This window comes from Synergistales bacterium (assembly GCA_021736445.1).
Classification (GTDB): Bacteria; Synergistota; Synergistia; order Synergistales; family Aminiphilaceae; genus JAIPGA01.
This window is the reverse complement of the sequence record JAIPGA010000057.1, coordinates 1-15,794: the sequence shown is the minus strand read 5'-3', so window position 1 is coordinate 15,794 and position 15,794 is coordinate 1. Positions and strand designations below refer to the sequence as shown.

The 15,794-nt window shown below is 65.4% G+C and carries 21 protein-coding genes; 19 read left to right on the top strand and 2 right to left on the bottom strand.

Features of this window, described 5'->3' with window-relative positions; all coding sequences use genetic code 11:
• Both K9L28_08670 and K9L28_08665 read left to right on the top strand, forming a co-directional pair.
• The coding region (locus tag K9L28_08670) for a hypothetical protein (protein ID MCF7936400.1) at window positions 1–243 on the top strand (243 nt) is incomplete at its 5' end.
• Window positions 240–563 carry a hypothetical protein gene (locus tag K9L28_08665; protein ID MCF7936399.1) on the top strand — a complete coding sequence of 108 codons (324 nt, stop codon included), beginning with the start codon at window positions 240–242 and terminating at the stop codon, window positions 561–563. The genes K9L28_08670 and K9L28_08665, both read left to right, overlap by 4 nt.
• On the opposite strand, the gene K9L28_08660 is transcribed toward K9L28_08665, so the two are convergent.
• A complete protein-coding gene (locus tag K9L28_08660; GenBank protein MCF7936398.1) occupies window positions 560–1,387 on the bottom strand; it encodes a HesA/MoeB/ThiF family protein in 828 nt (275 codons plus the stop codon). The genes K9L28_08665 and K9L28_08660 overlap by 4 nt on opposite strands.
• Before the next feature lie 114 nt (window positions 1,388–1,501).
• Between K9L28_08660 and K9L28_08655 the strand changes: the two genes are divergently transcribed.
• The 16 genes from K9L28_08655 (at window position 1,502) to K9L28_08580 (ending at window position 11,473) form a co-directional block, all read left to right on the top strand.
• A complete protein-coding gene (locus tag K9L28_08655; protein MCF7936397.1) occupies window positions 1,502–1,942 on the top strand; it encodes an MOSC domain-containing protein in 441 nt (146 codons plus the stop codon).
• 97 nt (window positions 1,943–2,039) lie between these two features.
• Complete coding sequence (locus K9L28_08650; GenBank protein MCF7936396.1) at window positions 2,040–2,525, top strand: Na+/H+ antiporter subunit E; 486 nt, start codon at window positions 2,040–2,042, stop codon at window positions 2,523–2,525.
• Window positions 2,522–2,782, top strand: coding sequence for a cation:proton antiporter (locus K9L28_08645; protein MCF7936395.1), 261 nt, complete (start codon window positions 2,522–2,524; stop codon window positions 2,780–2,782). The genes K9L28_08650 and K9L28_08645 overlap by 4 nt, the downstream gene beginning before the upstream one ends.
• Before the next feature lie 2 nt (window positions 2,783–2,784).
• Window positions 2,785–3,153, top strand: coding sequence for a monovalent cation/H(+) antiporter subunit G (gene mnhG / locus K9L28_08640; protein MCF7936394.1), 369 nt, complete (start codon window positions 2,785–2,787; stop codon window positions 3,151–3,153).
• Between the two features lie 38 nt (window positions 3,154–3,191).
• Complete coding sequence (locus tag K9L28_08635; GenBank protein ID MCF7936393.1) at window positions 3,192–3,419, top strand: DUF4040 domain-containing protein; 228 nt, start codon at window positions 3,192–3,194, stop codon at window positions 3,417–3,419.
• Window positions 3,416–3,688, top strand: a complete 273-nt coding sequence (locus K9L28_08630; GenBank protein MCF7936392.1) for a hypothetical protein — start codon at window positions 3,416–3,418, stop codon at window positions 3,686–3,688. The genes K9L28_08635 and K9L28_08630 overlap by 4 nt, the downstream gene beginning before the upstream one ends.
• On the top strand, window positions 3,688–4,185 hold the full coding sequence (locus K9L28_08625; protein ID MCF7936391.1) for a sodium:proton antiporter: 498 nt from the start codon (window positions 3,688–3,690) through the stop codon (window positions 4,183–4,185). Before K9L28_08630 ends, K9L28_08625 begins: the two co-directional genes overlap by 1 nt.
• Window positions 4,175–4,522, top strand: coding sequence for an NADH-quinone oxidoreductase subunit K (locus tag K9L28_08620; protein ID MCF7936390.1), 348 nt, complete (start codon window positions 4,175–4,177; stop codon window positions 4,520–4,522). The genes K9L28_08625 and K9L28_08620 overlap by 11 nt, the downstream gene beginning before the upstream one ends.
• A complete protein-coding gene (locus tag K9L28_08615) occupies window positions 4,519–6,084 on the top strand; it encodes an NADH:ubiquinone oxidoreductase (protein MCF7936389.1) in 1,566 nt (521 codons plus the stop codon). The genes K9L28_08620 and K9L28_08615 overlap by 4 nt, the downstream gene beginning before the upstream one ends.
• The gene (locus K9L28_08610; GenBank protein MCF7936388.1) at window positions 6,085–6,423 is read left to right on the top strand and encodes a hydrogenase; all 339 of its coding nucleotides are present in this window, start codon (window positions 6,085–6,087) and stop codon (window positions 6,421–6,423) included.
• A gap of 10 nt (window positions 6,424–6,433) precedes the next feature.
• Window positions 6,434–6,907, top strand: coding sequence for an NADH-quinone oxidoreductase subunit B family protein (locus K9L28_08605; protein ID MCF7936387.1), 474 nt, complete (start codon window positions 6,434–6,436; stop codon window positions 6,905–6,907).
• Window positions 6,904–7,452, top strand: coding sequence for an NADH-quinone oxidoreductase subunit C (locus tag K9L28_08600; protein MCF7936386.1), 549 nt, complete (start codon window positions 6,904–6,906; stop codon window positions 7,450–7,452). Before K9L28_08605 ends, K9L28_08600 begins: the two co-directional genes overlap by 4 nt.
• Before the next feature lie 12 nt (window positions 7,453–7,464).
• Window positions 7,465–8,709 (top strand): nickel-dependent hydrogenase large subunit, encoded by a 1,245-nt coding sequence (locus K9L28_08595; GenBank protein MCF7936385.1) that lies wholly within the window; start codon window positions 7,465–7,467, stop codon window positions 8,707–8,709.
• Window positions 8,706–9,698, top strand: coding sequence for an NADH-quinone oxidoreductase subunit H (locus K9L28_08590; GenBank protein ID MCF7936384.1), 993 nt, complete (start codon window positions 8,706–8,708; stop codon window positions 9,696–9,698). Before K9L28_08595 ends, K9L28_08590 begins: the two co-directional genes overlap by 4 nt.
• 24 nt (window positions 9,699–9,722) lie before the next feature.
• Window positions 9,723–10,346: a 4Fe-4S binding protein gene (locus K9L28_08585; GenBank protein ID MCF7936383.1), complete on the top strand. Its 624-nt coding sequence runs from the start codon at window positions 9,723–9,725 to the stop codon at window positions 10,344–10,346.
• Between the two features lie 89 nt (window positions 10,347–10,435).
• The gene (locus K9L28_08580) at window positions 10,436–11,473 is read left to right on the top strand and encodes an asparaginase domain-containing protein (GenBank protein ID MCF7936382.1); all 1,038 of its coding nucleotides are present in this window, start codon (window positions 10,436–10,438) and stop codon (window positions 11,471–11,473) included.
• A gap of 39 nt (window positions 11,474–11,512) precedes the next feature.
• Here K9L28_08580 and gltX read toward each other — a convergent pair whose 3' ends face one another.
• On the bottom strand, window positions 11,513–12,826 hold the full coding sequence (gene gltX, locus K9L28_08575) for a glutamate--tRNA ligase (GenBank protein ID MCF7936381.1): 1,314 nt from the start codon (window positions 12,824–12,826) through the stop codon (window positions 11,513–11,515).
• A gap of 112 nt (window positions 12,827–12,938) precedes the next feature.
• On the opposite strand from gltX, the gene K9L28_08570 reads away from it, so the two are divergent.
• The gene (locus tag K9L28_08570) at window positions 12,939–15,485 is read left to right on the top strand and encodes a DNA polymerase I (GenBank protein ID MCF7936380.1); all 2,547 of its coding nucleotides are present in this window, start codon (window positions 12,939–12,941) and stop codon (window positions 15,483–15,485) included.
• Window positions 15,486–15,794: the final 309 nt, after the last annotated feature.

The window sequence follows — 15,794 nt, the reverse complement described above, 5'->3', positions numbered from 1 at the left end:
CCCCTGGAGACGATCGAATCCGTGAAGGTCGCCACCGTTCCGTGGTATGGTTTGGGTATCCGGCGCATCCGGCGCGGATGGTCCTTCGGCGTGGCCACGGGGAACGCCGCCGAGCTGGTCCTCTCCGGGGGCAGACGGTTTATGATCGCCCTGTCTGCGGCCCCGGAGCTGGTACGACTGGTGGAAGACGCCCTTCCGGCGGAAGCAGAACCGCAGCATCAGACAAAGGAGGAATCCCGGTGAAGCGAGTCCGTCTCACCTCCCCCTACTGGATCGCCAGGGTCCGCGAGCGCGGCGGAGGCCACTTCCGCATCGAGGTAGGCGTGGCCACCGAGGGCTTCTGCGAGGCCTACGAGAGCCTTCTCGGGCTTCTGTGGAAGCCCGAGAACAGCGAGGAATACAGTGCCTGCGAGGTAGCGGATCAGGCCGACCTGACCTGCTGGATCCATCAGGACGCCTTTTCCTTCCTGGACAGGGCCGAACGGACCCCGGAGGGGGAGTACCTCTTCTTTGTCGGCGGTGTGGGACGTCTGCGCCTCGCCATCGAGGACGGGGAGGCCTAGAGGGGAACGGAGAAGGCCGTCTCCCCTTCCATGTCGATCCAGTGCAGCGTACCGCGCTGCAGCGTGCCGTACCCGGCGAGCAGCTTGAGAAGCGCCGCGGCCTGGAGCGCCCCGATGACGGCGGGGGTGGAAGAGGGGGTCCCGAGAAACTGTTCGGCACCGCCGTCACTCTGGGGAACGTGATCAATCGGGGTGGGCCCGCCGGGGGCGATCACCGCCACCTGGCCGTGGAATCCGCCGATGGCGCCGTGGACCACGGGAATCCCCGCGCCGGCGGCTGCGGCGAAGAGGATCCTTCGGGCGCTGTTGCTGTCCAGACAGTCCACGGCGGCGTGGCAGCCCGCGAGGAGGCCGGGGGCGTTGTCCTCGGAGAGCCAGGTGACGTGCGCCTCGGCGGCGACCATGCTGTTCAGGGCTTCGACCCGCTCCCTGGCCGCCGTCGCCTTGGGCCGGCCCAGTTGCGCCTCCGTGCAGAGGAGCTGCCGGTTCAGATTGCTTTCGGCGAAGCGGTCGCCGTCCACAAGGACCAGCGACCCGATTCCGGCCCGGGCGGCGAGCTCCACCACGGAGCCGCCCAGGCCGCCGCAGCCGATCACGGCCACCCTGGAGCGCAGAAGGCGGAGCTGGCCTTCGGGTTTCAGGGTTCCCATGTTCCGGCTGTACCGTTCGGGGACGAAGCCCCGTTCCAGGAGACCCGCCGCGACTGCGGAGCGCGGGAGCCCGGTCCGCCGGGCGTAGCGGTCTAACCCTCCGTTATCGACGAGGGCGCCGTCGCCCTCTGCGGTACCGAAATCGCGGCGGAGCAGAGATTCTAGAGAGTCCATGTATCATTCCTCCCGAGAGTAAAATAGCGTAGTATAGAGGATAGCAGAATCGTCTGCACCCGGGCCGTTCTGCGGCTTGGGAATACTGTCACAAAACCGAGGAGGAACCAGCCGATGCCCAAGGTCGTTGCGGTCTGTATCAGCGGGGAGCCCCAGGAGCCCAAACGTCCCGTCGATGCAGCCCGTTTTGTTGTCGCCCGCGGCGTGGAGGGGGATGCCCACTTCGGGAGCGGCCGCCGTCAGGTGAGTCTGCTCCGGAGCGAGGACATCCGCGAGGCCGGAACGAAAGCGGGATTTCCTTTCCCTCCGGGCGGTCTTGCCGAGAATCTCGTAGTGGAGGGCATGGCGGAACGTCCTCCCCTGGGGACAGTCCTGCGTTTCGACGGTGGGGCTGCATTGCGGGTCGTCGAACACGGAAAGGCGCCCGGCGAACCCCACAGCTACGACTATCGGGGCTGGTGTCTGCTGCCCGATGTGGGGATCTTTCTTGAGGTGACCGAAGGTGGGGAGGTGAGGCCCGGGGAGGAGTGTTCTCTGACGCTGCCGGAATCCTGACGCCCCGTGCGGAGAGGTTCCGGTTGGATCTATAGAGTGCGGCATGGTGTTCCACTGTATCCGTATGCAAGATACCTATTGAGGGAGGTGAGTAGTCGTGGGCATTTTTCTTCTTTCCGTAGTGACCTACCTGATACTGGCCTGGAGCGGAAACGGGCTGAATCTGGCGGAGCTGTTCATCGCCATACTGTTGGGCGCGGTCCTCTATCTGGCCAGCCGGACCTGGATCACCGATACCGGCAAAGGCACGATGCTGAGTCCCGTCCGGTGGGGGTACTTCCTCTACTACGCCTTCGGGCCCTTTCTGGCAGGCATGGCGCGGGCGAACATCGACGTGGCGAAGCGGGTGATCACAGGGGAAATACGGCCGGGTATCATCAAGCTCTCCCCGGGCACCAAGAGCGACGGCGGCACAACGTTGCTCGCCAATTCCATCACGCTGACGCCGGGAACGCTGACCGTCGACGTGGACGAAGGGGACAAGTCGCTGTACATCCACTGGATCTACGTGACGGACCCGAACCCCGCCGAAGAAGAGGTATGTGAATCCTTTGGAACCTGGGCGAGGAGGATTACAGAATGACCATTGCACTGTTAGGCCTGGGAGCCGGATTTCTCGGGCTGGTTGCACTGATTATGATCGGCAGGCTCATTGCCGGTCCCACCGTCCCCGACAGGATCGTGGCGCTGGACGCCATCAACACGCTGGCGGTGGGCATCATGATTCTGCTCGCCGCAGTCTACGAGTCGGTGGTCATGGTGGATGTGGCGATTGTCTATGCGGCGCTTGCCTTTGTGGGCACGCTGTTCCTTGCCCGGTACGTTGAAGGGGGGATGTAGGGATGGTCGTACTCGTAGGGATCGTCCTGATCGTCGGATTGGCCTTCAATCTGCTCGCCTCCATAGCGCTGTACCGGTTTCCCGATGTCTACACGAGGCTGCACGGGACGACGAAGTGCACCACCTTCGGGACACTCTTCACCTCGGCTTCGGTGATCGTCTACGCCCTGATCAAGTGGATGAGCACCGGCGAGGGACGTTTCCCGGTGCTGGCGGTACATATCCTGGTGGCGGTGGTGGCGCTTCTGGTCACCAACTCCACCGGAGCGCACGCCATCGCGCGGGCGGCCTACCGGAGCGGCGTGAAACCGCAGATGACCGTTGTGGACAGGCTCGATGAAAAGAGCAGGGAAGGTGGTGTCCAGCAGTGAACGTACCTGAACTCGTACACCTGGCGGTCCTGCTGCTCATGGCTGTGGCGGGATTCTACGCCGTATGGTTCAAGAACCTCGTCTCTGCGGTGATCTCCCTGGCTGTCCTGAGCCTGCTCCTCTCGGTGGAGTTCTACATCCTGCAGGCTCCCGACGTGGCCATCGCCGAGGCGGGCATCGGCGCCGGACTGACGACGGCGATCTTTGTCATCGCACTGCGGGCCTGCCACAAGGAAGATCCGCGGAACAGGAGGAACAGCCGATGAAAACGAGGGTGCTCTTTCTCGTGGCGGTGTTTGTTGTTGCAGGGGTTCTCTGGGGCGGGCTGCTCGATATCCACCCCTTCGGAGAGCCGATCGTGACCGAAATGGACGACTACTTCCTGGACAATGCCCAGGAGGAACGGGCCGTCAACAATATCGTGACGGCGGTGGTCTTCGATTATCGTGCCTTTGATACCCTGGGCGAGGCGGCGGTGCTCTTCACCGCAGTCAGCTCCGTTTCGGCGCTCTTCCGCAAGGGAGGTGGCCACTGATGCAGCCGCTTTCTCTGATTGTTCGCACCGTCTGCAACATCTTTGCCTGGTTCATGGTGGTCTTTGGAACCTATATCATCATCCACGGACACATCACCCCGGGCGGCGGATTCCAGGGCGGCGCCATCGTCGCCACCTTCATGGCCTTTCTGCTGGTGGCCTTCGGCGGAGACAAGTTCCTCGGCTGGGCCCGGAAGGGCATGAACAGCGGTATGGAGACCTCCGGTCTCCTCATCTTCCTCGGTGCCGGGCTGGCGGCCTTCGGGATCGGTCCCTTCCTCTACAACTTCCTGGCCAACCAGGGGGGGCTTTTCGGCTCGCCCGTTCCCATCGGGGCCAACCCCGGCGTGCTCAACAGCTCCGGGACCATCGCGCTGATGAACATCGCCGTGGGGCTCGAGGTCGTCGGCGCGCTGTCGCTGATCATCATCTATATGTTCTCCAGCATCCGCATGCCGTTGGAGGAAGGAAAGGAGGAAGCCGGTCATGATCGGTAATTTCCCCTTTGTCATCGTGGGTTTCCTCTTTCTTCTGGGGCTCTATGCCGTCATCTTCGAGCGTAACCTCATCAAGATTGCAGTCGGAGTCGTCATCATCGAAGCCGCCACCAACCTTCTGCTGATCGTCGTAGGCTACAGGATGGGTGGCAGCATTCCCGTATACACCCTGGCGGGCGATACAACGAACATGGTCCTTCCCACGCCGCAGGCCCTGACACTCACGGCGATTGTCATCGGGCTCGCCACATCGGCGCTCTTCCTGTCATTGATCATCGCACTCTACCGCCACTACGGGACACTGGATGTCAGGGAAATAAGGAGGTTGCGCGGATGAACTGGAGCGAACATCTTCCGGCGCTGACACTTGCTATTCCGCTGCTGGGCGCCTTCGGTGCGCCGGTCGCCGGTATCTTCGGCCGCCTGGTCCGCAACGTGTGGTTCCTGCTTTTCAGCGCACTCACGGCGATCTCCACACTGCTTCTCTGGCAGTATGTGAGCGCCCAGGGGATCGCCATCTACGTGCTCGGCGGCGAGAGCTGGAGCCTGGCGCTGCCCTCCGGGATGAGCCTGCCCATACGGATCATCCTCCAGGTGGACGCCTTCAGCGCATTGATGGCACTCATCGGCGGTATCGCCATGTTCGCAGGGGCCATCTTCTCCCTGCGCTTTATGGAACGCTTCTCCGGGCTCGACAAATTCGTGACCCTCTTCTTCCTGCTCACCGTCGGGATGCTCGGCATGGAGCTCACCGGCGATCTCTTCAACTTCTTCGTCTTCCTCGAGATCGCCTCCATCGCGTCCATCGGCCTGGTCGCCTTCTGGCGGGACAAGCCGGAGGCCGTGGAAGCGGGCTTCAAGTACATGCTGGTCTCCATCGTGGGCGCCATGATGGTGCTGATCGCCGTGGGAATCCTCTACGGCCGCTACGACGTGATCAACTTCGCCGCCGTGGCCCAGAACCTGCACATGGGGCTGGCCGAGAAGGTGGCCCTGAGCTTCGTCGTCATCGCCCTGGCCATGAAAAGCGGCGCCGTGCCCATGCACATGTGGACGCCCGACGCCTACGGCGAGGCGCCCGCCGGCGTCACCTGCCTCCTGGTGGCGGTGAGCCAGGCCTCGCTCTACGGGCTCTTCCGGGTCTGCTTCTCCCTCTACGGCGCCACCATGGGGAGCGGTGTGGTGGCCTGGACGATCATCATACTGGGGATGCTCTCCATGTTCGTGGGTGTCACCATGGCGGTGATCCAGAAGGACATCAAGCGCCTCATGGCCTACCATTCGGTCTCCCAGATCGGCTACATGTTCCTGGGTCTCGGCGTGGGGCTGCTGGCCATCGCCGACCCGCGGGCCCTCGGCGAGTACGGGATGACGGCCATGCAGGGCGGCATCTACCACCTCTTCAACTACAGCATGTACAAGGGCCTGCTCTTCCTCACCGCCGGCGCTCTCTACTACCGGACGGGCACCCGGAACCTCAACGAGATGGGTGGACTGGCGCGGTCCATGCCGCGGACGACCATCATGTTTGTCATCGCCGCCGCGGCCATCGCCGGGCTGCCGCCGTTCAACGGCTTCGTCTCGAAGCTTCTGATCTACGAGTCCACCTTCGCGGTGCACCCCATCCTCCCGGTGGTCGCCATGGTGACCTCCGTGCTGACGCTGGCGTCCTTCGTCAAGGTCTTCCAGACAGCCTTCCTCGGCCCGGCCAGGGAGCGCTTCCGGCAGGTCCGCGAGGTGCCGCCGACAATGGTCGCCGGGATGGCCGTGCTCGCCGTTGTGGTGCTTGGGCTGACGCTCTTCCCCACCTGGTCTCTCGCCAACATGATCAACCCCGCGGCGGAGGCCCTTGTCGACAAGGCCGGCTACATCAAGGCCGTCATGGGAGGTGGATTCTAGATGTGGCCCACGATCTATTCGGGATTCGGCTTCTGGGACGTCTACAGCTGGATCGCCTTTTTCATCATCCTCAACGCACTGGCGCTCTTCTTCCGCGGCCAGGGGCGCGGTGACTACAAGAAGGGCACCGAACAGGACGAGATCTTCTACGGCGGGAACGAGGTCCCCGAGGACGGCGACGACTTCGCCGTGCCGGCCAGTTCCGCCTACTGGGGATTCACAGAGGCGCTCAAGGGGTTCTACACCAAGCTTCTGGACCTGCACACCGGGCTCGCCACGGACTACGTGGGGTATATGTTCCTCACGGCGGCCGTTCTGATGGCCCTTATTGTGCTATAGGAGGCATGACATGAGGCCTGAGAATCATTTGCAGATACTACCGAAATCGCTATGGGTCTTCCACTGCAACAGTGGTTCCTGTAACGGTTGCGATATCGAAATCGTTGCAACCATCACGCCACGCTACGACATCGAGCGCTTCGGGATGAAGCTGGTGGGGACGCCGCGGCACGCCGACGTGCTCCTTGTCACGGGGCCGGTGGTCAAGTACATGACCAAGCGGCTCAAGCGGATCTACGAGCAGATGCCCGATCCCAAGGCGGTCATCGTGGTGGGCAACTGCGGCGCCTCGGGGGATGTCTTCTACAAGTCCTACAATCTGGACGGTCCCGTGGACAGGATCATCCCCGTGGATGTCTATGTCAACGGCTGCCCGCCCCGTCCCGAGGCGATCATCGAGGGCGTCACCAAGGCGGTGGTCGCCCTGGAGGAGAAACGCGCACAGCTTGTCGGCCAGCCGCAAGCAGAGGAGGTTCGGCAATGACCTGCCGGGTTGAATACGTCAAGGAGAGCAGGGATCCCAGGGAGATCCTCTCCTGTGTGGAGGAGCTGCTGGGCGAGGATCTGCTCTCTTCGGAGCTGAGAGAAAAAGAGGACGGCAGAGAGGGGACGGTCCAGTACCACGACCTGCGTCTCACCGTCCCGCGGGCCCGTTTTCTGGAGCTGGTGGACCGGCTCGGGGAGATCGACGCCGTCCACTTCCATGTCATGTCCGGGAATGACGACGGCGACACGCTGATGGTGCAGTACCACCTGGCCCTCTTCCGGAGCGCCGGACGGGGCACCAGGCTGGGCGTGCACGTGAAGGTCCACCTGGACAAGGAGGACCTCACCATGCCGTCGCTCTGGAGCCGCATCCCCGGCGTGGAGTACAGCGAACGGGAGATGCGGGAGTTCTTCGGTATCGATTTCGAGGGACTGCCCAACAAGGCCCTGGTCTTCCTTCCCGAAGACTGGGACGAGTCGATCAAGCCCTGGCGGCGCGACGAGACGGGACCCGGCGACGATGTGGTCCGGGAACTCTCCTAGGGGGGTGTTGGAATGGCTGTAGGAACCAAGAAGACAAAAAGCTACAAGCTCCCCATCGGGCCTGTCCATGTGGGTCTCAAAGAGCCCATCACCGCATGGCTTGACCTCGACGGGGAGCGGGTGGTGAACGCGACGATCCGTCCCGGGGCGATCCACCGCGGCATCGAGTTCATGGCCCGCGACCGGAACCCCATCCAGGTGATCTACCTGGCGGAGCGTATCTGCGGCATCTGCTCCTTTTCGCACATCACGGCCTTCGTCCGTGCCGTCGAGGACGCCGCCGACATCCCGGTGCCGCCCCGAGCGCAGGCGATCCGGGCCATCCTGCTGGAGCTGGAGCGGCTGCACTCCCATATCCTCTGGGCCGGCGTGGCCTGCTACACCTTCGGCTACGATTCCGCCTTCCACCTGGGGATGATCCTCCGGGAGAAGGTCATGGACGTGCTCGAGGCCATGACGGGCAACCGCGTCAACTACGGCGTGGGCACCGTCGGCGGGGTCCGGCGCGACATCACCCCCGCCGTGGCTGCGGAGATCCGGGATCTGCTGCACACCTACCAGAGCAAGTTCCACCAGTTCGGCGACGTGGTCTTCGAAGACCCCATCGCCAAGGCCCGTATGCGCGACGTGGGCCCGCTGACCGCCGAGGAGTCGGTGCAGTTCTGCGCACTTGGCCCCACCGCCAGGGGCAGCGGCCACCGGGTGGACCTCCGCTGGTCCGCACCCTACGAGGCCTACGGTGATCTCGACGTCACCCCGGTGGTCCCGCAGGACTACCTCGGCGAGGTGCACGGCGACGTCTACGACCGCTTCCTGGTCCGTGTGATGGAGGTCTACCAGTCGCTGGAGATCATCGAGAAGCTCATGGACGGCCTGCCCGAGGGCGACCTCGCCTGGGAGACCAAGGTGCCCAAGGTGATCAACCACCTCAAGCAGACCGAGGGCGAGGGCTTTTCCGCCATCGAGGCGCCCCGCGGCGACGACACCCACGTGGTGAAGCTCACCAGGGGTGAGGAGAACATCACCTGGTGGAAGGTCCGGGCGCCGACCTACTCCAACGCCGTCTCCTGGCCGCTGATGTTCCGCGAGCAGGAGCTCGCCGACGCCCCGCTGATCATCAACAGCGTGGACCCCTGTATCTCCTGCATGGAGCGTGTGCTGGTTACCGATCAGGGGAAGGGCGCCGAGCAGGTGATGGACAAGCAGCAGATGACCGAACTCTGCAGGGAAAAGACAAGGAGGCTGATGCGGGCATGACACTCTTTATCGTAAAGATCATCGCCGGGACAGCCCTGCTCCTGTTGACCATGCTCCTGGCCCTTCTCGGGGAAGGGGTGGACCGGATCGTGCATGCCCGCATGCAGAACCGCATCGGTCCCCCGGCCCTCCAGCCCATCTACGACGTGCTGAAGCTGCTGGGCAAGGAGAACATCGTCCCCCGCCGCGCCGTGGCATGGCTCTTCAACGGAGCGCCGCTGGTCGCCCTGGTGACGGCTCTGATGGTGATCCTCTACGTGCCCATCGGGAGCCTGCCGCCCATCCTCGGCGGCGAAGGGGACCTGATCCTCATCCTCTACCTCTTCGCGCTCTCCGCGGTGGCCATGGTGGTCGGCGGCTTCGCCAGCGGCTCCACCTACGCCAACGTGGGTTCCCAGCGCGAGATGGTGCTCATGATGAGCTACGAGCTCCCGCTGGCCGTCGTGGTCTGCACCCTGGCCTGGGCCATGTACCACGTGGGCGCGCCGGGACAGCCCTTCAGCCTGGAGACCTTCGTGGCCATGCCCGTCTGGAACGTCCTCGGGCCGGCCGGCGTCTTCGGCGTGCTGGCGCTGCTGGGCACCATGCTGGCCGTGGTGCCCGCCGAGGTGGCCAAGGTCCCCATGGACATCGCCGAAGCCAAAACGGAGATCCTCGAGGGACTGATCGCCGAGTACTCGGGGCGGAACCTGGCCCTGCTGAAGCTCACCTTCGCCGCCCGCACGCTGGTGATGTGCGCCGTGGTGGTGGCGCTCTTCTTCCCCTTCTCGCTGGGGAAGGGGATCGGCTTCTCGGGCTTCTTCCTCTTCGTGGTCGACTTTGTCTGGTTCTGGGCCAAGGTGCTCGCTGTCCAGATCGTCGGCGTCACCCTGCTCCGGACCGCCTTCGGCCGTTTCAAGCCGTGGCAGGCCTCGAGATTCTACTGGGTCCAGGTTGCGGGCTTCGCGCTCGCCGGGATGGTTCTCATCTCCCTGGACATCGCGATGTAAGGAGGGGTCTCTGTGCTGAACCGCATGATGATCCAGCTGCTGCGGCAGGTCACGCGCAAGCCGTCGACCAACCCCTTCCCGGTGGCCCACATGCCGGACTCCGTCAGTGGAGCCCTGAAGGCCGCAGGTGAAGGCAAGATCGAACTCAACGGGCCGGTCCCCGTCAAGGAGGGCTTCCGCGGCCGGATCGGCTACGACCGGAACACCTGTATCGGCTGCCGGCTCTGCATCAAGGTCTGTCCGGCCAACGCCATCGACTTCCTCAAAGAGGACAAGAAGGTGGAGTTCCACATGGACCGGTGCTGCTTCTGCGCCCAGTGCACCGAGGTCTGCCCCGTCTCCTGTATCTGGATGACCGACCAGGGGCTGAACTCGGCCTACGTCCGGCAGGAAGAGGTGGTCCGCGACTCCGGCCCCAGGGGCGGAGCGGAGGCCGCCGAGGAAGGCGGCGGCGCGGCCGGCGGCGGCACCAAGTACGTCATCGACAAGGAGAAGTGCATCGGCTGCACCAAGTGCGCCCGGGTCTGCCCCGTGCAGGCCATCTCCGGCAACGTCAAGGAGCCCCACGAGATCGATCGCGAGAAGTGCGTGGGCTGTGGCGCCTGCGCCGACGCCTGTCCGGTGAACGCCATCTCCCCGGAGGAGTAGGGCGGCCGACAGGCAGACAATAGAGCGGTACATGCTGGGGAGGCTGATTTCAGCCTCCCCACACCTGTATGGGAGAGAGGGGAGAAGCGATGAATCGCGTACTGGCGATCCTCACCGGCGGTACCATCGGCAGCGCACTGCACGGCAGCGGGGCGGGCCCCGACAGCAAAACCGCCGGGGAGCTGGAGGGGATGCTCCGCGCCTTCTACGGCGACCGGCATCTGCAGGTGGATGTCTGCGAGCCCTGGCCGCCGCCGGGACGGGACAGCTCGGATCTGGGACCGGAAGAGTGGATCCGCCTCACCGAGGTGATCCTCCGAGCCATGGAGAAGGGGGATCTCCAGGGGGTGCTCATCCTCCACGGCACGGACACCATGGCCTACACGGCCGCCTGGCTCTCCGTTGCGCTGGAGGGGATCCCCATCCCGGTGGTGCTCACCGGCAGCCAGCTCACCCTGGACTACACCCCCGAGGACGTGCAGGTGAACCTCCGGGGGGCCGCCCAGGTGCTCTGCTCCTCCTTCCCCGGCGTCTGGGTCTACTTCAACTGGAAGCTCTACTCCGGCAGGAAGGTGCACAAAGCCCGGGCCATCCACCCCGACGCCTTTGTCCCCGTGGGCGGAATCCCCCTCTACTTCAGCCCCGAGTGGGCCAGGCAGCAGGAGCCCCGGGCGCTGGAGCGTCTGCAATGGGAGGCCCCGGCGGCCACCGCGCGGATCGTGGCGCAGGACGCGCCGGAGGCGGCGCGCAGGGGAAGGCGGCTGCGCTGGCACTTCTGCACCCCCGGCAATCCACTGGAGCCCACCGGGGAGGAGGAGATCCTGGGGCTCATCGGCTTCGGTTCCGGCAACGCCCCGCAGCACATCCTCCGGGCTGTCGGCGAGGCCTTCCAGGGCGGCGACAGGCCCATCATCCTGGCCTGCAGCCAGGCCGAGGGGGACGTGAAAAACCCGGCGGCCTACAGCGATGTGGGGATCGCCACCCTGGCGGAGAAAGGCTTCCCCGTCTTCGGCCAGCGGGACTACCCCCTGGAGTTCGTCCACGCCCTGGCCTGGTACGCCCTCTGCGGCGCGCCGGATACCCCAGGGGAACTCATGAAGCGTTACCTTCCTCGGTATGAAAAGTGAGTGCGGATGTCTGGGTAACGGGAAAGACCTCCCCGGCGGTCAGACCAGGTCGTAGTGGGCCAGACGCCGCCGGGTCTCCTCGCGCCCGAAGTGCTCGGCCAGGTTGAAGATCCCCGGGCTCACCTTGCGGCCCGTGAGGGCCCAGCGCATGGGCATGGCGATCCGCTTGAGCTTCACGCCATGTTCCCTGGCCCAGGTGCGGGCGAAGTCCTCCATGGCCTGGGCGGACCATTCCTCCAGCTGCAGTAGCTCCGCAAAGAAGGGGCGGATCTCCTCCCGCTGTTCCTCGTCGATATCCTCGCCGCTGTACCGCTCGGTCACCACGCCGAAATCGAGGAAGTAGTCGCTGTAGGCCGCCAGCTCGGGGAGCGTGCGGCCCCGGCCCTCCATGAGCTCCAGGCCGTCGGCCAGGTGCTCCTCATTCTTTCCCTCCAGTGGAAGCCCCATTTTCTCCCAGAAGGGTTTCACCATCTCCAGGCGCTCAAACCTGGGGAGTCCCTTCAGGTGTTCCTGGTTGATGGCGTCCAGCTTCTTGGTGTCGAAGACCGCCGGACGCTTGGCGATGCGGGAGAGCTCGAAGCGCTCGGCGATCTCGTCCCGGGTGAAGATCTCCCGTTCCCCGCCGGGCGACCAGCCCAACAGCGCAAGGAAGTTGAAGATCGCGTCGGGCAGGTAGCCCATGTCCCGGTATTCGTAGACGCTGGTGGCCCCGTGCCGTTTGGAGAGCTTCTTCTTGTCCGGACCCAGGATCATCGGCAGATGGGCGAAGACCGGCAGCCGCCAGTCCAGGGCCCGGTAGAGGAGGATCTGCTTCGGCGTGTTGAGCACGTGGTCCTCGCCGCGGATCACGTAGGTGATATTCATGGTATAGTCGTCCACGACCACGGCGTAGTTGTAGGTAGGGGAGCCGTCGCTTTTGATCAGCACGATGTCTTTCAGCGTGTCGCTCTCGAAATCGATGTCGCCGTAGACCTTGTCCTCCACGGTGATCCGCTCGCCCCTGGGCACCCTGTAGATGACGGCCGGACCCTCGCGGTAGGCCTTGCCCTCAGCCACGAGCTGTTCGGCGTAGCGGTGGTAGATCTCCTGCCGCTCCGACTGGCGGTAGGGGCCGTGGTCGCCGCCGGTGTAGGGGCCTTCGTCCCAGTCCAGGCCGAGCCACCGCATCCCCTCGATGATGGTCTTCTCGTATTCGGTGGTGGAGCGTTCGCGGTCGGTGTCCTCCACGCGCAGAACAAAGGAGCCGCCGCTGTGGCGCGCCCAGAGCCAGTTGAAAAGCGCCGTATGGGCGCCCCCGATATGGAGCGCCCCGGTGGGGCTGGGGGCAAATCGTACGCGTACCGGTGTCGTCATGGTCATACCTCCGTAGGATACGCCCGTCCCGGGAGACCCGGGAGGCGGAATGTGCCTTCGTCGAAGGGCATTATATCGTAAAGACAGGCACAGGAAAGGATGTGAACAGAGAATGGCCGATCCATTGATCCTCCTGGTCGACGGGCACGGACTGGCCTACCGGGCCTTCTACGCCCTCCCGGAGCTCAACGCCCCCGACGGCACCCCCACAAACGCCGTGTTGGGGTTTTCCAATATGTTTCTCAAGGTGCTGGAGGAGTGGCGTCCCGACTACACCGCCGTGATCTTCGACGCCAAAGGCCCCACCTTCCGGAGCGAGCAGTACGCGGCCTACAAGGAGGGGCGTGCCCCTACCCCCGAGGAGCTCACCGTCCAGATCCCCCTGATCGAGGAGCTGGTGGAGGCCATGGGTTTCCCCGTCTGGATCCGGCAGGGCGTGGAGGCCGACGACGTCATCGCCGCCACGGCCCACCGTTTCGCCGGTGGCGAGAACCGCATGGTCGTGCTGACCGCCGACAAGGACCTGCTGCAGATCCTGGGCGACGGGATCCAGGTGCTCCGGCCCAAAAAGGGCGTCTCCACCTTCACCCTCTTCGACCGGGCCTCCTTCCGGGAGGAGTACGGCTTCGCCCCGGAGAGCATGCGGGACTACCTGGCCATGGTGGGCGACAGCGTGGACAATGTGCCGGGCATCAAGGGGATCGGCGACAAGACCGCCCGGAAGCTCCTCGGGCGGCACCCCCGCCTGGAAGAGATCTACGACCACCTTGACGAGTGCACCCCGGCGCAGCGGAAGAAGCTGGAGGCGGGGAAGGACCAGGCCTTCGAGAGCCGCGAGCTCGTCACCCTGCGCGAGGACGAGCCCCTGGAGCTCGCCGACATGACCCCCAGGGCCGCCGCAGCCGACAGTCTCTCCTCGCTCTGCCGCCAGCTGGGTCTGGGCAAACTGCAGGACCGTCTCTTCCGGGGCGATGTCATCGCCATCGAGAGGAGCGCCGGGGCGGCCGACGGCCCGGAACGCCGCGAGGCCTCCCTGCAGGAGCTGCTGGAGGCGCCGCGCCTCGCCCTGACCTGGGATCCCTCCCGTTCCCCCCGAACCGACGGGGAGGGCCTGGAATACCTCCTGGGCGCCGAGGACGGTCGCTATCGGCGGGGGCCGCTGGCCGGAGCGGATCGGGAGGCCTTCACGGCCTGGCTGGAGGACGGAACGCTGCTGCTCCCCAGGTACAAGGCCTGGTGCCACGCCTTCCCCGACGCGCCGCTGTCGGCGGACCGTGTGTGGGACGCCCGGGTGGCCCACTATCTGCTGCACCCCGACAGCGCCGCCGCCACCTTCCCGGCGCTGCTCGATTCCGCCGGGGAGGGGGAGCTCTACCCCGACCGGATCTGGCGGCTCCACGGCGACCTGCAGCCCCAGCTGGAGGAGGCGGGGCTGGATCGCCTGATGGAGGACGTCGATCTGCCGCTCTGTCCGGTGCTCGCCGCTATGGAGGAGCGCGGACTGGGGGTGGAGGAGCAGATCTTTACTGACCTTGAGGAGGGGCTCCGTCAGCGTATCGGGGAGATCGAGGACGAGATCGCCGAGGTCGCCGGCGAGCGGATCAACCTCCAGTCGCCCAAGCAGGTCCGGGAGCTGCTCTTCGATGTGCTCGGCCTGCCGCCCCAGAAGAAGACCAAGACCGGGTACTCCACCGATGTCACCGTGCTGGAGAAGCTCGCCGCCCTCCCCGGAGGCGAGGTGCCCAAGATGATGCTGGAGCACCGGGAGCTGGCCAAGCTGCTGTCGTCCTTCGTCCATCCCTTCATGAAGGCCCGCAACCCCGAGACCGGCGCCATCCACTCCACCTTCGAGCACACCGTCACCGGCACGGGGCGGCTCTCCAGCACAGGCCCCAACGTCCAGAACCTGCCGCTCTTCGGGGAGTGGGCCCGGCGTTTCCGCAAGGGGCTGGTGCCCCGCGACAGGGACCGCCTCTTCGTGGCCGCCGACTACTCGCAGATCGAGCTGCGCATCCTGGCCCACCTCTGTCGCGACGAGCGCCTCATCGAGGCCTTCGCCGCCGGGCGGGACATCCACCGCGAGACGGCGGCCTCGGTCTTCTCCAAGGCCTCCCGGGAGGTCACGCCGGAGGAGCGGCGGATGGCCAAGGTGGTCAATTTCGGTCTGCTCTACGGCATGACCGCCTTCGGCCTGGCCGGACGGCTCGATGTGCCCCAGAGCGCCGCCCAGGATATCGTGGACCGTTACTTCGCGGCCTTCCCGTCGGTGCGGGCCTATATGGACGAGAGCGCCGAGGAGTCCCGGAAGCGGGGCCACACGGTGACGCTTTTCGGAAGGCGGCGTCCCCTGCGGGAGGTCTCTACCGTGGAGGGCCGCGGTGCGGGGGCGATCAAGCGGGTGGCCATCAACACGCCCATCCAGGGATCGGCGGCGGACATCACCAGACTGGCCATGGTGGAGGTCTTCCACCGGCTCTGCCGCGGCCGGGAGGGCGTGGACATGGTGCTCCAGGTGCACGACTCGCTGGTGCTGGAGGTGGCCCCGGACCTGGCCGACCAGGTGGAACGGGACCTCTGCCGGATCATGGAGGCCGCCGCCGACCTGGCCGTCCCGCTGGTGGCGGAGCCGAAGCGGGGGCAGTCCCTGGCGGATGTGTAGGGACGCCGCCAGTGCACGCGACGCCGGGCCTGCGCCGGAGGGCCACCCTGAGCCGGTGAGCGAGGAGGGCGTCGCGGAGGGCGGTCGAGGCGACGTGATGTCGCCGAGAGGCGAGAAAGCACAAGGATGTGCTTCTGAGCCGACCGCCCGGAGCAGCCCGACGAGCGAACGCCTTCGGCGAAGACGGGGCCCGGGGCGCAGGCACGGCGGAAGCCACCAGCAGAGATAGGACGCAGCACGGCGGAACCCGGCAGCGTAACACTCCGGCGGCCCGCCGGTCGGCGGTGCCGCCGCTATCCCCGGAGTAGT

What these genes read in the sequence shown, in the direction of transcription:
- mnhG (MCF7936394.1), top strand. Translation starts at nt 2,785, where the DNA reads ATGGTCGTACTCGTAGGGATCGTCCTGATCGTCGGATTGGCCTTCAAT.
- K9L28_08645 (MCF7936395.1), top strand. Translation starts at nt 2,522, where the DNA reads ATGACCATTGCACTGTTAGGCCTGGGAGCCGGATTTCTCGGGCTGGTT.
- K9L28_08660 (MCF7936398.1), bottom strand. Translation starts at nt 1,387, where the DNA reads ATGGACTCTCTAGAATCTCTGCTCCGCCGCGATTTCGGTACCGCAGAG.
- K9L28_08600 (MCF7936386.1), top strand. Translation starts at nt 6,904, where the DNA reads ATGACCTGCCGGGTTGAATACGTCAAGGAGAGCAGGGATCCCAGGGAG.
- K9L28_08595 (MCF7936385.1), top strand. Translation starts at nt 7,465, where the DNA reads ATGGCTGTAGGAACCAAGAAGACAAAAAGCTACAAGCTCCCCATCGGG.
- K9L28_08610 (MCF7936388.1), top strand. Translation starts at nt 6,085, where the DNA reads ATGTGGCCCACGATCTATTCGGGATTCGGCTTCTGGGACGTCTACAGC.
- K9L28_08625 (MCF7936391.1), top strand. Translation starts at nt 3,688, where the DNA reads ATGCAGCCGCTTTCTCTGATTGTTCGCACCGTCTGCAACATCTTTGCC.
- K9L28_08590 (MCF7936384.1), top strand. Translation starts at nt 8,706, where the DNA reads ATGACACTCTTTATCGTAAAGATCATCGCCGGGACAGCCCTGCTCCTG.
- K9L28_08585 (MCF7936383.1), top strand. Translation starts at nt 9,723, where the DNA reads ATGATGATCCAGCTGCTGCGGCAGGTCACGCGCAAGCCGTCGACCAAC.
- K9L28_08605 (MCF7936387.1), top strand. Translation starts at nt 6,434, where the DNA reads ATGAGGCCTGAGAATCATTTGCAGATACTACCGAAATCGCTATGGGTC.
- K9L28_08630 (MCF7936392.1), top strand. Translation starts at nt 3,416, where the DNA reads ATGAAAACGAGGGTGCTCTTTCTCGTGGCGGTGTTTGTTGTTGCAGGG.
- K9L28_08620 (MCF7936390.1), top strand. Translation starts at nt 4,175, where the DNA reads ATGATCGGTAATTTCCCCTTTGTCATCGTGGGTTTCCTCTTTCTTCTG.
- K9L28_08570 (MCF7936380.1), top strand. Translation starts at nt 12,939, where the DNA reads ATGGCCGATCCATTGATCCTCCTGGTCGACGGGCACGGACTGGCCTAC.
- K9L28_08655 (MCF7936397.1), top strand. Translation starts at nt 1,502, where the DNA reads ATGCCCAAGGTCGTTGCGGTCTGTATCAGCGGGGAGCCCCAGGAGCCC.
- K9L28_08635 (MCF7936393.1), top strand. Translation starts at nt 3,192, where the DNA reads ATGGCTGTGGCGGGATTCTACGCCGTATGGTTCAAGAACCTCGTCTCT.
- K9L28_08615 (MCF7936389.1), top strand. Translation starts at nt 4,519, where the DNA reads ATGAACTGGAGCGAACATCTTCCGGCGCTGACACTTGCTATTCCGCTG.
- K9L28_08580 (MCF7936382.1), top strand. Translation starts at nt 10,436, where the DNA reads ATGAATCGCGTACTGGCGATCCTCACCGGCGGTACCATCGGCAGCGCA.
- gltX (MCF7936381.1), bottom strand. Translation starts at nt 12,826, where the DNA reads ATGACGACACCGGTACGCGTACGATTTGCCCCCAGCCCCACCGGGGCG.